Raw genomic sequence first — 12,535 nt, 5'->3', positions numbered from 1 at the left:
TGGTAGTCTGGCAAGGCTGTTTTTTCGCCACGCCATTTCCGTGGCGCGGTTATTTTTTTATGTCAAAGAGGAACCACTATGAAACGTTTGCCCTTGCTGGCAGCCTTGCCCCTGCTTTGCGCTTCCGCGCTCTCTGCCCAACCGCTGATGTCCGTCGGCTATTTTAACGGCGGCGGCGACGTCACTGCCGGGCCGGGCGGGGATATCGACAAGCTGGACGTCCGGCAGATCACCCATCTCAACTACTCGTTTGGCCTTATCTATAACGATGAAAAAGACGAGACCAATGCGGCCCTGAAGGATCCTGACCATCTGCACGAGATCTGGCTGTCGCCAAAGGTACAGGCGGATCTGCAAAAGCTCCCTGCCCTGCGTAAACAGAACCCGGACCTCAAGGTCCTGCTTTCGGTCGGCGGCTGGGGGGCGCGCGGTTTCTCCGGCGCGGCGGCAAGCAAAGAAACCCGTAAGGTGTTTATTCAGTCTGCGCAGGAAATTGTTGAAAAATATGGTCTGGATGGGATTGACCTCGACTGGGAGTTTCCGGTCAACGGCGCGTGGGGGCTGGTTGCCAGTCAACCGGCCGATCGCGATAACTTCACCGCGCTGTTAAAAGAGCTGCGCGCAGCGTTTGGTACGAAGAAACTGGTTACTATTGCCGTGGGCGCCAACGCCGAGAGCCCGAAAAGCTGGGTGGATGTCAAAGCGGTGGCCCCGGTGCTGAACTACATCAACCTGATGACCTACGACATGGCCTACGGCACGCAGTACTTCAACTCGAACCTGTATGACTCCAGCCACTGGCCGACGGTTGCCGCGGCGGATAAATACAGCGCCGATTTTGTGGTCAACAATTACCTGGCCGCCGGGCTTAAACCCAGCCAGATGAACCTCGGGATTGGTTTTTATGGCCGGGTACCAAAACGGGCGGTCGAGCCGGGGATTGACTGGAGTAAAGCGGATGCGCAAAAGAACCCGGTCACCCAGCCCTATTTTGGTCCACAGCAGATCGCGCTGTTTGCCTCGCTGGGCTATGACCTGAGCAAAGACACCTACGTGAAATACAATGATATCGTGGGCAAATTGCTCAACGATCCGCAGAAACGCTTTACCGAGCACTGGGACGATGAGGCGAAAGTCCCGTGGCTGTCGGTGCAGTCCGCGGAGGGCAAGCCGCTGTTCGCCCTCTCCTATGAGAACCCGCGCTCGGTAGCCATTAAGGCGGACTACATCAAGGCGAAGGGCCTCGCCGGGGCGATGTTCTGGGAGTATGGCGCCGATGACCAGAACCAGTTGGCCCGCCAGCTGGCGGAATCCCTGGGGATCAAACACTAATCGCGGCTGTTCCTCCGCCGCATCGTCGCCGCCGGGCGGCGTGACGCAGGCAGCATCGCCTGCAATGCAGGTATATCGCGCCGCCCGGGATAGGTTATGATGCCTGTTATCCGCTGCGCCAGGGGCTGGCGCAGCTTAACCGTTTGACAGGAGGCAGGGGGCCATGGCCTATATCCCCAAAAATTACGCACGTCTGGAAGTGGGTTATCGCGAAAAGGCGCTCAAGCTCTTTCCCTGGGTATGCGGACGCTGCTCGCGGGAGTTTGTCTACTCCAATCTGCGCGAGCTGACGGTGCACCATATCGATCACGACCACTCCAATAACCCGGAAGATGGCAGCAACTGGGAGATGTTGTGCCTCTACTGTCACGATCACGAACACTCCAAGTACACCGAAGCCGATCAGTATGGCTCCACGGTGGTGGCCGGCGAAGATGCGCAAAAGAGCGTCGGCGAGGCCACCTACAATCCGTTTGCCGACCTGAAAGCGATGATGAACAAAAAGTAAGCGAAGCGGCTGACCGCCGGGCGCGGTCGTAGACGCTGACCCTTCCGGCGCCGGATCACCTGACGCCGGAACGACTCCCCGCCGGCCGGCGGTTTATTGCAGCTTCACGGTGGCGATCGGCTTCGGCACGATACCGAAATCTTCCTTCAGCTGCTGTTTGCTCTTCATCACCATCTGCCCGCGAGTATCGATGGTCATATGCTGGGCGTCGGTGTTATACCGGGCCTGCCACAGCATCACCAGCTGCAGGCTATTTTCCTTCTGCTCCGGCGTCAGCGCCACGCCATCCGGCCATTTTCCCAGCTCCACCGCCGTCGCCAGACGCTGATACACTTCCGGGGTCATGCTGTCGATAATTTGCTCAATATCCATCTTTCGCTCACCTCCACCTGGAATAATTTGCTGAATCGTTTCTTCAACCCTTGATCTGCTCGCCGTTCTGCTCATCGGTGAAGCTGAGCGACGCCGAATTCACACAATAGCGCTCGCCGGTCGGCTGCGGGCCATCCGGAAACACGTGACCGAGGTGGGCATCACAATTTCCGCAGCGGATCTCTATGCGCTGCATGCCGTGGGAGCTGTCGTCCAGATAGCGAATGGCCTCTTCGCTTACCGGCTCGTAGAAGCTCGGCCAGCCGCAGCCGGAGTCGTACTTGCTCTGTGAGTTGAACAGCGGCGCATCGCACACCAGGCAGTGATACACGCCATTTTTCTTGTTGTGCAGCAGCCGTCCGGTGAAAGGCGGTTCGGTGCCATGATGTTGGGTCACGTAAAACTGCATTTCGCTCAAGCCGTTTTTCAGCTCTTCCGGGGAGGGTTTATTTGCCATGGGCTTACATCTCGCTTTGCAATGGACAACTTTCGCCCCAATTCTAACAAAACATTAACAATGAAGCGTACACTTTTGTTCTAAACTTATCCGGTGCCCACAGGCAGCCAGATAATTGTGACTTAAATCACGTTTTTATCTTAAATGCCCTTTAAAATTCCGCGCGCAGCCCCCATATGGAATTGGGCTCAAAGGGAGAGTGAGGCAAATCAATCGCGCAAAGGTCTGCTCAGGATTGATTTGTCGCAATGATTGACACGATTCCGCTTGACGCTGCGTAAGGTTTTTGTAATTTTACAGGCAACCTTTTATTCACTAACAAATAGCTGGTGGAATATATGACTATCAAAGTAGGTATCAACGGTTTTGGCCGTATCGGTCGCATTGTTTTCCGTGCTGCTCAGAAACGTTCTGACATCGAGATCGTTGCAATCAACGACCTGTTAGACGCAGAGTACATGGCTTACATGCTGAAGTATGACTCCACTCACGGTCGTTTCGACGGCACCGTTGAAGTGAAAGACGGTCATCTGGTCGTTAACGGTAAAAAAATCCGTGTTACCGCTGAACGTGACCCGGCTAACCTGAAGTGGGACGAAGTTGGTGTTGACGTTGTTGCTGAAGCAACCGGTATCTTCCTGACCGACGAAACCGCTCGTAAACACATCACCGCTGGCGCGAAAAAAGTCGTTCTGACTGGCCCGTCCAAAGACAACACCCCGATGTTCGTTCGCGGCGCTAACTTCGACACTTACGCTGGCCAGGACATCGTTTCCAACGCATCCTGCACCACCAACTGCCTGGCGCCGCTGGCTAAAGTCATCAACGACAACTTCGGTATCGTTGAAGGCCTGATGACCACCGTCCACGCTACCACCGCTACCCAGAAAACCGTTGATGGCCCGTCTCACAAAGACTGGCGCGGCGGCCGCGGCGCAGCTCAGAACATCATCCCGTCCTCTACCGGCGCTGCTAAAGCAGTAGGTAAAGTACTGCCAGAACTGAACGGCAAACTGACCGGTATGGCGTTCCGCGTTCCGACTCCGAACGTATCCGTTGTTGACCTGACCGTTCGTCTGGAAAAAGCAGCGTCCTACGAAGAAATCAAGAAAGCTATCAAAGCCGCTTCTGAAGGCGCAATGAAAGGCGTTCTGGGTTACACCGAAGACGACGTTGTTTCTACCGACTTCAACGGCGAAGTTTGCACTTCCGTGTTCGATGCTAAAGCGGGTATCGCACTGAACGACAACTTCGTTAAACTGGTTTCCTGGTACGACAACGAAACTGGCTACTCCAACAAAGTTCTGGACCTGATTGCCCACATCTCCAAATAAGTTGAGATGAAAAAGTAATCTGTAAGAGCGACTTCGGTCGCTCTTTTTTTTGTCTGCAGAGATAGGATTGCACAATGATAAATAAAATTTTTGCTCTCCCGGTGAATGAAACCATTTCGCCCGTTATCTCCCGTCGCCAGCTGGACGACCTGGAGCTGATTGTCATCGACCATCCGCAGGTGAAAGCCTCTGTGGCGCTGCAGGGGGCGCATCTGCTCTCCTGGAAACCCGCCGGTGAAGAAGAAGTCCTGTGGCTGAGCAACAACACCCCGTTTAAACAGGGCGTCGCCCTGCGCGGCGGCGTGCCGATTTGCTGGCCCTGGTTTGGCCCATCGGCGCAGCAGGGCCTGCCGTCGCACGGCTTTGCCCGCAACCTGCCGTGGACCCTGGAAGGCCATGATGAAGACGACGGCGGCGTAATGTTGACCTTTGCGCTGCAGAACAGCGCCGAAACCATGAAGCTGTGGCCGCATGAGTTCACCCTCTATGCCCGCTTCAAGCTGGGCAAGACCTGCGAAATCGAGCTGGAAGCCCACGGCGAATTTGAGACCACCTCTGCCCTGCACAGCTACTTCAACGTCGGTGATATCGCGGCGGTGAAAGTGAGCGGTCTTGGCGAGCGCTATATCGATAAAGTGAAAAATGCCGAAGAAGGTGTTCTGAGCAACGGCGTGCAGACCTTCCCGGATCGTACCGACCGCGTCTATCTCGACGCCGAAGGCTGCAGCGTGATCCACGACGACGCGCTCAGTCGCACTATCGACGTGGTGCATCATCATCAGCACAACGTGGTGGCCTGGAACCCGGGCCCGGCACTGTCCGTCAGCATGGGCGACATGCCGGACGATGGCTACAAAACCTTCGTGTGCGTCGAAACCTGCTGCGTGACCCAGCCGCAGAAAGCCAGTGAAGAGACCCCGTCTCGCCTGGCGCAAACCATCAGCGTGAAAAAACGCTAAGCGCAAAAAGCCCCGTTTATCACGGGGCTTTTTCTCTTCTCCACCAGGATGCGCTGTGGGTTAAACCATATCCAACCGGGTTTTCCGCGGCGGCGGTGGATAGAGGCGGTCCAGCTGCGCAAGCTCTTGCGGGCTGAGAACGAGATCAAGCGCGGCGGCATTCTGCACCACATGTTCAATACTGGCCGCTTTCGGGATCGCCAGCATTCCCGGATGACGAATCACCCAGGCCAGCAGCAGCTGCGCCACCGTCACGCCCCGCTCGTTAGCCATTTTGATGATATCGGTATGCTGAAAAAGTCCATCGCGTAAGCGCCCCGCCTGCGCCAGCGGACAATAGGCCATCACCGGCAGGGTGTGCTGCTGGCACCAGGGCAGGAGATCGTATTCAATGCCCCGCGACGCGAGATGATAGAGCACCTGATTGGTGGCGCAGCGTTCGCCACCCGCCGTGCGCCACAGCGCCTGCATATCGTCGGTGTCCAGATTGGAGACGCCCCAGCGGCGGATTTTACCCTCGGCCACCAGCCTTTCCATCGCCTCGACCGTCTCCTCTAGCGGGATATCGCCCCGCCAGTGCAGGAGATACATATCCAGATAGTCGGTCTGCAGCCGGCGCAGACTGTTTTCACAGGCGCGGCGCATCGCCGCGCCGCCGGCGTGCCAGGGATAGACTTTGGAGACCAGCACCACCCGGTCGCGCAGGCCGCGGACCGCCTGGCCCACCACCTCCTCCGCCCCGCCGTCGGCATACATCTCAGCGGTATCGATTACCGTCAGGCCATGGTCGATGCCCGCGCGCAGTGCAGCCACCTCCTGCTGACGCTGCGCCGCGTTCTCGCCCATATACCAGGTCCCCAGCCCGATGGCCGGAACTGCCGCCTGCTCGCCAAAGCATACTGTTTTTTTCACCATCGTCTCCTCCTTAGCGCCCTGCACCACCATAAAGCAAAACAGGGCACGAAGCCCTGTTTTGATGCATAAAGCGCACTGTAATAATGCACAATCAGAAGGTGTAAGTGATCCCGGTTGAGATCAGACCGCTCCAGGATTTGTCCACCATCGGGCTATCGGTAATTTCATCCGACAGACGGGTGTAGCGCGCAATACCGTATACGCTCCAGTCGCCGAGGAAGCGATAGTTGGCCGACAGCTCCAGATACGGGTTCCAGCTGCTGTCCGGATCGTAGCTGCGCATGCCGCTGCGACGGGACTCATGCTGCGAGACGCCATAATAGTATTCGTTCTGATTGTCGCTGTTCCACTCCACGCCGATGCCCGGCGTCAGCGTCAGGTTCCCGTTGGTGTAGCGGTACAGCCAGGCGAGATCCCAGTTGATGCCGTTGCTGTTATCCAGCGTATCGCCGGCAATCGTCGTGCGCAGGAAACCATAGGGCGTGTTGTGGACATAAGAAAGACCGGCCATCACGGTCGATTTACGTTTATCCAGGCGACGCATTTGTTCGCTATCGCTGTCGCCCGGCTTGAAGTACATCGGCGACCAGTAAGCCGTTATCGACAGCTTATCATTGGTGTCATTCCACAGGTAGTAACCCCCACCCAGACCGTGGAACCAGAAGTTATCGCTCTCATAACTAATGACCGGCACCGGATACACATCCGCATCATACTGCTTGTACGGATGCTCAACGATGCCGACGCCAGCGCCAAGCGTGAACTTCCCATCGGCATGCGCCGCGCTGGCGGAGGTCGCAATCAGCACGCCGAGTGCCAGAAGTTTGATTTTAGTCACAATCCATATTCCCGTTGTCAAATAATCAGCCCGTGCAGTTTACCGTCGTAGGTCTCATGCCTCAAATTCTTTACCCGATATGACACAAATCGTTCACTTTCCCACCCTTCTCTTACCATCTGGTGACAGCCCGATGACAGCTTCACGTCCCGGCGAAGCAAAAAGCGTCTTTTTCAGGATGAGTTATTGATATGTCATTGAAATTGATTTTCTGCGTCATGCAAGATTTCTAAATGCATCTACGCTTAAATTTAGAAGGTGTAATTGCAGGGCACATTCACGCTACCCCACCCGCAACCTGGCATAAGGGTTGCTGGATACCAGGAGAGCGATGTTCAGCTTATGTCTTCCGGGGGCCCCCACTATTCATATGAACGGCTCTCAACCTGTGCTAAAAAACGAAAGGACGGCATGCCATGAATATATTCGATCACTATCGCCAGCGCTATGAAGCTGCCAAGGACGAAGAGTTCACACTGCAGGAGTTTCTTACCATCTGCCGGCAAGATCGCAGTGCCTATGCCAATGCGGCAGAACGTCTGTTGATGGCCATTGGTGAACCCGTCATGGTTGATACGGCTCTCGAGCCGCGGCTATCCCGTCTCTTTTCAAACCGGGTTATCGCACGCTATCCGGCGTTTGAAGAGTTTTACGGTATGGAAGACGCCATTGAGCAGATCGTTTCCTACCTCAAGCATGCCGCCCAGGGGCTGGAAGAGAAGAAACAGATCCTCTATCTGCTGGGACCGGTGGGCGGGGGTAAATCATCGCTGGCTGAACGGCTGAAAGCCCTGATGCAGCGCGTGCCTATCTATGTGCTGAGCGCCAACGGCGAGCGCAGCCCGGTTAACGATCACCCGCTGTGCCTGTTCAATCCGCAGGAGGATGCGCAGATCCTTCAGAAAGAGTATGGCGTCCCTACCCGCTATCTCGGCACTATTATGTCGCCATGGGCGGCCAAACGCCTGCATGAGTTTGGCGGCGATATCACGAAATTCCGCGTGGTCAAAGTCTGGCCATCGATTCTCGAACAGGTCGCCATCGCCAAAACCGAACCGGGCGATGAAAACAACCAGGATATTTCGGCGCTGGTGGGTAAAGTGGATATCCGCAAGCTGGAACACTATGCGCAGAACGACCCGGACGCCTACGGCTACTCCGGTGCTCTGTGCCGCGCCAACCAGGGGATCATGGAGTTCGTCGAGATGTTTAAAGCGCCGATCAAGGTGCTGCATCCGCTGCTGACCGCGACCCAGGAGGGTAACTACAACGGGACCGAAGGGATCTCCGCCCTGCCGTTTAACGGGATCATCCTTGCCCACTCTAACGAATCGGAATGGGTGACCTTCCGTAATAACAAAAACAATGAGGCCTTCCTCGACCGCGTCTATATCGTCAAAGTGCCTTATTGCCTGCGGATCTCCGAAGAGATCCGTATCTATGAAAAACTGCTCAACAGCAGCGAGTTGACTCATGCGCCATGCGCCCCGGGCACTCTGGAAACGCTGGCGCGCTTCTCGATTCTGTCGCGCCTGAAAGAGCCGGAAAACTCGAGCATCTACTCGAAAATGCGGGTCTATGACGGCGAGAGCCTGAAAGATACCGACCCGAAAGCGAAATCCTATCAGGAGTATCGCGACTATGCCGGGGTGGATGAAGGGATGAACGGGCTCTCCACCCGCTTTGCCTTTAAGATCCTCTCAAGGGTGTTTAACTTCGACCATGTTGAAGTGGCGGCCAACCCGGTGCATCTGTTCTATGTCCTGGAGCAGCAGATTGAGCGCGAACAGTTCCCGCAGGAGCAGGCCGAGCGCTATCTGGAGTTCCTCAAAGGCTATCTGATCCCGAAATACGCCGAGTTTATCGGCAAAGAGATCCAGACCGCCTATCTGGAATCCTACTCCGAGTATGGGCAGAACATTTTCGATCGATATGTCACCTACGCTGACTTCTGGATCCAGGATCAGGAATACCGCGATCCGGACACCGGCCAGCTGTTTGACCGTGAATCGTTGAATGCCGAGCTGGAGAAAATTGAGAAGCCGGCCGGGATCAGCAACCCGAAAGACTTCCGTAATGAAATCGTCAACTTTGTGCTGCGCGCCAGAGCCAACAACAGCGGACGTAATCCGAACTGGACCAGCTATGAGAAACTGCGCACGGTTATTGAGAAGAAAATGTTCTCCAATACCGAAGAGCTGTTGCCGGTCATTTCGTTTAACGCCAAAACCTCAACCGATGAGCAGAAAAAACACGACGACTTTGTCGACCGCATGATGGAGAAAGGCTACACCCGCAAACAGGTTCGCCTGCTGTGCGAGTGGTACCTGCGGGTTCGTAAATCGTCCTGATGCGTCCAGCCCGGCGGTGCGCCGCCGGGTCAACTGCAGCTGAATGATGATAAGTAAAGTTGGCTAATGCAGTACAGGAGGGCATATGACCTGGTTCATAGACCGACGCCTGAACGGGAAAAACAAAAGCGCCGTCAATCGTCAGCGCTTTTTGCGCCGTTATAAGGCGCAGATTAAACAATCAATCTCCGAGGCCATCAACAAGCGCTCGGTGACCGATATTGAGAGCGGAGAATCCGTCTCGATCCCGACGGACGATATCAACGAGCCGATGTTTCATCAGGGTCGCGGCGGACTACGCAACCGCGTCCACCCGGGCAATGACCATTTCGTGCAAAACGATCGGATCGAACGCCCGCAAGGGGGCGGCGGCGGCGGTGGCGGCGGTCAGGGGCAAGCCAGCGCCGATGGCGAAGGGAAGGATGAGTTTGTCTTCCAGATTTCAAAAGATGAGTACCTGGATCTGCTGTTTGAAGATCTCGCCCTGCCGAACCTGAAGAAAAATCAGCACCGGCAGCTAAACGAGTTTAAAACCCATCGCGCGGGTTTTACCTCTAACGGGGTGCCGGCCAACATCAGCGTGGTGCGTTCGCTGCAGAACTCGCTGGCCCGCCGGACGGCGATGACCGCCGGCAAGCGCCGTGAACTGCGCGCTCTGGAGGAGGATCTGGAGACCATCAGCCGCAGCGAGCCGGTGCAGCTGCTGGAGGAGGAGCGCCTGCGCAAAGAGATTGCCGAGCTGCGGGCTAAAATTGAACGGGTGCCGTTTATCGACACCTTTGACTTACGCTACAAAAATTACGAAAAACGGCCGGAGCCCTCCAGCCAGGCGGTAATGTTCTGCCTGATGGACGTCTCAGGCTCGATGGACCAGGCCACCAAAGACATGGCCAAGCGCTTTTATATCCTGCTGTATCTGTTCCTCAGCCGGACCTATAAAAACGTCGATGTGGTCTATATCCGCCACCATACCCAGGCGAAAGAGGTGGATGAACACGAATTCTTCTATTCTCAGGAAACCGGCGGCACCATCGTTTCCAGCGCCCTCAAGCTGATGGATGAGGTGGTGCAGGCGCGTTATGACCCGGCGCAGTGGAACATCTACGCCGCCCAGGCGTCGGATGGCGACAACTGGGCCGATGACTCCCCACTGTGCCACGAACTGCTGGCGAAGAAAATTCTGCCGGTGGTGCGTTATTACAGCTATATCGAAATTACCCGCCGGGCGCACCAGACCCTGTGGCGCGAGTATGAACACTTGCAGGCGACCTTTGATAATTTCGCCATGCAGCATATTCGCGACCAGGAGGATATCTACCCGGTATTCCGCGAACTGTTTCACAAGCAGTCCTCTAAAAGTGAAGCGTAGTTAAATAAAATCAGCCAGTTAGCGTCACCTGCTGGCTGATTTATTTTTTAAATGCTATTAATTCTCTATTAATCAATACGCTCATTTTTTGTGCAGAACAGATGCAAATGCCTCATCGCAAAATGCTTCTTTCCCCCATGTTGTACATTCCAGGTACAAATCCCTAACCCTGTGTATTATAACTGCCTAATCTGCTTCAAACATTCACGCGATCGTCAGCGTTGCACTGTTTCCATTCTCAGGAGCCTGCTATGACCCCTTTTTATCAATTGACCGCCACCCGCCTGCGCGGCCAACCTCTCTCCATGGCTGACTATGCTGGCAAGGTGGTTCTGGTGGTGAATACGGCCAGCCATTGTGGCTTCACGTCACAGTATGCTGGTCTGGAAGCGCTCTACAAAAAGTACGCGGCTCAGGGGCTGGTGGTGCTTGGTTTTCCGTGCAACCAGTTTGGCAAGCAGGAACCCGGCGGTGCGGATGAAATCGAGCAGACCTGTCACGTTAACTACGGCGTGAGCTTCCCGATGTTTGCGAAAGTGGACGTCAACGGCCCCGCTGCACACCCGCTGTTTCGTTATTTGAAACAAGCGTTGCCCGGCGTGCTCGGCGGACGGATCAAGTGGAATTTCACCAAGTTCCTCATCGGTCGCGACGGCACACCCCTCACGCGTTTTGCGCCGTTCACGACACCGGAGAAAATGGAGGCCTCCATTGTTGCCGCCCTCAAGCGCTGAGTGTGCAGTCATTTCACGTTCACCCAACGGTGGCTGGCTGCCCATACAAGATAGATGTTGGTTCCTGGCCTGTAGCCGACCGCGCCAGCTGTCGCCGGAACGCCCTATTTCACGTCAGGGGCTGTAAACGCGCAAAACCGTAAGATGCTATATGCGAAGCGCCTGTTTCTGGTTGACGAACTTATCAGTTGCGGGAGAATAATGCTGACAAACGCATGCCAGCTTATTCCCGTCAGGATCGCGCAGGTAGGCCACATAAAAGTCGGGGCCATAGGCGGGGCGTGTGCCCGGTGCGCCTTCATTTTGCCCTCCTGCAAGAAGGCCAGCGGCATGGAACTGTCTGACAATCTCTGCGTTATCAGCCTGGAATGCAAACATTGTCCCGTTTCCCGCCGTTGCGGAATGTCCGTCAAAAGGAGGGCAAATACAAAAGCTGAACGCCTTATCCGGATTATTTTTATCTCCCCACATTGCCCAGCTTTCTGTCCAGGCCGGCAGACGTGAGTAGCCAAGAACATTAAAAATAGCGTCATAAAAATCTACTGAGCGCTGAAAATCATTGGTACCTATCGTGATATAAGCCAGCATCTTATGACATCCTCTTTGCCGTTTCGCAGAACAGGCAGGATACCTCTTAACGTAACAATAAACGATTTCCTCTGATGCGCCTGACGCCGTTTTGCCGTCTGAGCATCGGCGGTTTCGACATAGCCCGACCTGTTAAACGCTGGCGCAGTTGACCGGTCCAGGGTTAATTAACCGGTGACGTCAGTCGATGTCACGCGGCCAGCAACCGTCTGTTGCTGGCCGATCTTCCACCTGCCCGGTCATCAGTCTACAGCGGCGACACGGCCTCAACTTCATGCTGAAACACGTAGGGGTCGGAGAGGAGTTCGAATACTTCATCGTCCGGATAGGTGACCGCGACGTGATAGTCTTCGCCTGCGAAGGCTTTAACCGCCGCGAGATCCTGCCAGTAGGTGGCGAGAAAGAAATGCGCCCATTCGCCCTGGTTTTCCCGGCGCACCAGGGCGCCTCTGTTGCCGGCGATGCTCTGAGCGTGTTCCACGCCGGTCCGCTCGAGGTGGCGGGCAACCCCCTCAGCATGCTGCAATGGCACACAGCCGTGCCAGGTCCTGACAATCATTTGCGTTCTCCTGTGGTGATAAACATCTCACCCTAACATCGACAGGCATTTCTGGGGGAGCGCAACAATGCGGCGTTGGCCACAACACAAAATTATTTTGCCGGACGGGGATATCCTCTCACTCTGCACTATTTTTGACTGCGGAGCAGCATTGGGCCGAATATTGCGCGGCGAGTATCGCTGTTAGCTGGTGCGGAAAAAATCGTGGCTCGTCAGCCT

Annotated in this window: 14 protein-coding genes; 8 read left to right on the top strand and 6 right to left on the bottom strand. The window is 55.5% G+C overall.

The features are described 5' to 3' along the window. The first annotated feature begins 78 nt into the window (after window positions 1–78). Both ABLU50_RS03550 and yajD read left to right on the top strand, forming a co-directional pair. Window positions 79–1,332, top strand: coding sequence for a glycoside hydrolase family 18 protein (locus ABLU50_RS03550; RefSeq protein ID WP_004203789.1), 1,254 nt, complete (start codon window positions 79–81; stop codon window positions 1,330–1,332). A 163-nt stretch (window positions 1,333–1,495) separates the two neighbouring features. After that, entirely contained in the window at window positions 1,496–1,840 is a 345-nt protein-coding gene (yajD, locus tag ABLU50_RS03545; protein ID WP_002901254.1) for an HNH nuclease YajD, read from the top strand. Window positions 1,841–1,933: 93 nt separating this feature from the next. On the opposite strand, the gene ABLU50_RS03540 is transcribed toward yajD, so the two are convergent. Next, on the bottom strand, window positions 1,934–2,212 hold the full coding sequence (locus ABLU50_RS03540; protein ID WP_004203787.1) for a YeaC family protein: 279 nt from the start codon (window positions 2,210–2,212) through the stop codon (window positions 1,934–1,936). A 43-nt stretch (window positions 2,213–2,255) separates the two neighbouring features. Beyond that, window positions 2,256–2,669, bottom strand: a complete 414-nt coding sequence (gene msrB / locus ABLU50_RS03535; protein WP_023317991.1) for a peptide-methionine (R)-S-oxide reductase MsrB — start codon at window positions 2,667–2,669, stop codon at window positions 2,256–2,258. 338 nt (window positions 2,670–3,007) lie between these two features. Between msrB and gapA the strand changes: the two genes are divergently transcribed. Both gapA and ABLU50_RS03525 read left to right on the top strand, forming a co-directional pair. Further along, window positions 3,008–4,003, top strand: a complete 996-nt coding sequence (gapA, locus tag ABLU50_RS03530; protein WP_004203784.1) for a glyceraldehyde-3-phosphate dehydrogenase — start codon at window positions 3,008–3,010, stop codon at window positions 4,001–4,003. A gap of 74 nt (window positions 4,004–4,077) precedes the next feature. Next, window positions 4,078–4,962 (top strand): D-hexose-6-phosphate mutarotase, encoded by an 885-nt coding sequence (locus tag ABLU50_RS03525; protein ID WP_004203783.1) that lies wholly within the window; start codon window positions 4,078–4,080, stop codon window positions 4,960–4,962. A 60-nt stretch (window positions 4,963–5,022) separates the two neighbouring features. On the opposite strand, the gene ABLU50_RS03520 is transcribed toward ABLU50_RS03525, so the two are convergent. Both ABLU50_RS03520 and ABLU50_RS03515 read right to left on the bottom strand, forming a co-directional pair. After that, entirely contained in the window at window positions 5,023–5,877 is an 855-nt protein-coding gene (locus tag ABLU50_RS03520; protein WP_023317989.1) for an aldo/keto reductase, read from the bottom strand. Window positions 5,878–5,968: 91 nt separating this feature from the next. Beyond that, window positions 5,969–6,715, bottom strand: a complete 747-nt coding sequence (locus tag ABLU50_RS03515) for a MipA/OmpV family protein (protein WP_004203780.1) — start codon at window positions 6,713–6,715, stop codon at window positions 5,969–5,971. A gap of 416 nt (window positions 6,716–7,131) precedes the next feature. Here ABLU50_RS03515 and yeaG point away from each other — a divergent pair, with 416 nt between their 5' ends. The 3 genes from yeaG (at window position 7,132) to ABLU50_RS03500 (ending at window position 11,169) form a co-directional block, all read left to right on the top strand. Further along, window positions 7,132–9,066 (top strand): protein kinase YeaG, encoded by a 1,935-nt coding sequence (gene yeaG, locus ABLU50_RS03510; RefSeq protein ID WP_004203779.1) that lies wholly within the window; start codon window positions 7,132–7,134, stop codon window positions 9,064–9,066. An 85-nt stretch (window positions 9,067–9,151) separates the two neighbouring features. Further along, a complete protein-coding gene (locus ABLU50_RS03505) occupies window positions 9,152–10,435 on the top strand; it encodes a YeaH/YhbH family protein (RefSeq protein ID WP_012968476.1) in 1,284 nt (427 codons plus the stop codon). Between the two features lie 251 nt (window positions 10,436–10,686). After that, the gene (locus tag ABLU50_RS03500; RefSeq protein WP_004203776.1) at window positions 10,687–11,169 is read left to right on the top strand and encodes a glutathione peroxidase; all 483 of its coding nucleotides are present in this window, start codon (window positions 10,687–10,689) and stop codon (window positions 11,167–11,169) included. Between the two features lie 147 nt (window positions 11,170–11,316). Here ABLU50_RS03500 and ABLU50_RS03495 read toward each other — a convergent pair whose 3' ends face one another. Continuing rightward, window positions 11,317–11,757 (bottom strand): VOC family protein, encoded by a 441-nt coding sequence (locus ABLU50_RS03495; RefSeq protein WP_048294513.1) that lies wholly within the window; start codon window positions 11,755–11,757, stop codon window positions 11,317–11,319. A 247-nt stretch (window positions 11,758–12,004) separates the two neighbouring features. Then, window positions 12,005–12,316 carry a hypothetical protein gene (locus tag ABLU50_RS03490; RefSeq protein WP_087832789.1) on the bottom strand — a complete coding sequence of 104 codons (312 nt, stop codon included), beginning with the start codon at window positions 12,314–12,316 and terminating at the stop codon, window positions 12,005–12,007. A gap of 67 nt (window positions 12,317–12,383) precedes the next feature. Between ABLU50_RS03490 and ABLU50_RS03485 the strand changes: the two genes are divergently transcribed. After that, complete coding sequence (locus ABLU50_RS03485) at window positions 12,384–12,503, top strand: hypothetical protein (protein ID WP_032425956.1); 120 nt, start codon at window positions 12,384–12,386, stop codon at window positions 12,501–12,503. The last annotated feature ends 32 nt before the right edge of the window (window positions 12,504–12,535 follow it).

Source organism: Klebsiella sp. GG_Kp173 (assembly GCF_040062415.1).
Lineage (GTDB): Bacteria > Pseudomonadota > Gammaproteobacteria > Enterobacterales > Enterobacteriaceae > Klebsiella > Klebsiella quasipneumoniae.
Note: the sequence above shows the minus strand (reverse complement) of the source record. Positions and strands in the feature narration are given on the sequence as shown.

Coding starts and splice junctions, on each gene's coding strand:
- ABLU50_RS03485 (WP_032425956.1), top strand. CDS start 12,384: ATGCGGCGTTGGCCACAACACAAAATTATTTTGCCGGACGGGGATATC.
- msrB (WP_023317991.1), bottom strand. CDS start 2,669: ATGGCAAATAAACCCTCCCCGGAAGAGCTGAAAAACGGCTTGAGCGAA.
- gapA (WP_004203784.1), top strand. CDS start 3,008: ATGACTATCAAAGTAGGTATCAACGGTTTTGGCCGTATCGGTCGCATT.
- yeaG (WP_004203779.1), top strand. CDS start 7,132: ATGAATATATTCGATCACTATCGCCAGCGCTATGAAGCTGCCAAGGAC.
- yajD (WP_002901254.1), top strand. CDS start 1,496: ATGGCCTATATCCCCAAAAATTACGCACGTCTGGAAGTGGGTTATCGC.
- ABLU50_RS03490 (WP_087832789.1), bottom strand. CDS start 12,316: ATGATTGTCAGGACCTGGCACGGCTGTGTGCCATTGCAGCATGCTGAG.
- ABLU50_RS03550 (WP_004203789.1), top strand. CDS start 79: ATGAAACGTTTGCCCTTGCTGGCAGCCTTGCCCCTGCTTTGCGCTTCC.
- ABLU50_RS03525 (WP_004203783.1), top strand. CDS start 4,078: ATGATAAATAAAATTTTTGCTCTCCCGGTGAATGAAACCATTTCGCCC.
- ABLU50_RS03520 (WP_023317989.1), bottom strand. CDS start 5,877: ATGGTGAAAAAAACAGTATGCTTTGGCGAGCAGGCGGCAGTTCCGGCC.
- ABLU50_RS03500 (WP_004203776.1), top strand. CDS start 10,687: ATGACCCCTTTTTATCAATTGACCGCCACCCGCCTGCGCGGCCAACCT.
- ABLU50_RS03495 (WP_048294513.1), bottom strand. CDS start 11,757: ATGCTGGCTTATATCACGATAGGTACCAATGATTTTCAGCGCTCAGTA.
- ABLU50_RS03505 (WP_012968476.1), top strand. CDS start 9,152: ATGACCTGGTTCATAGACCGACGCCTGAACGGGAAAAACAAAAGCGCC.
- ABLU50_RS03540 (WP_004203787.1), bottom strand. CDS start 2,212: ATGGATATTGAGCAAATTATCGACAGCATGACCCCGGAAGTGTATCAG.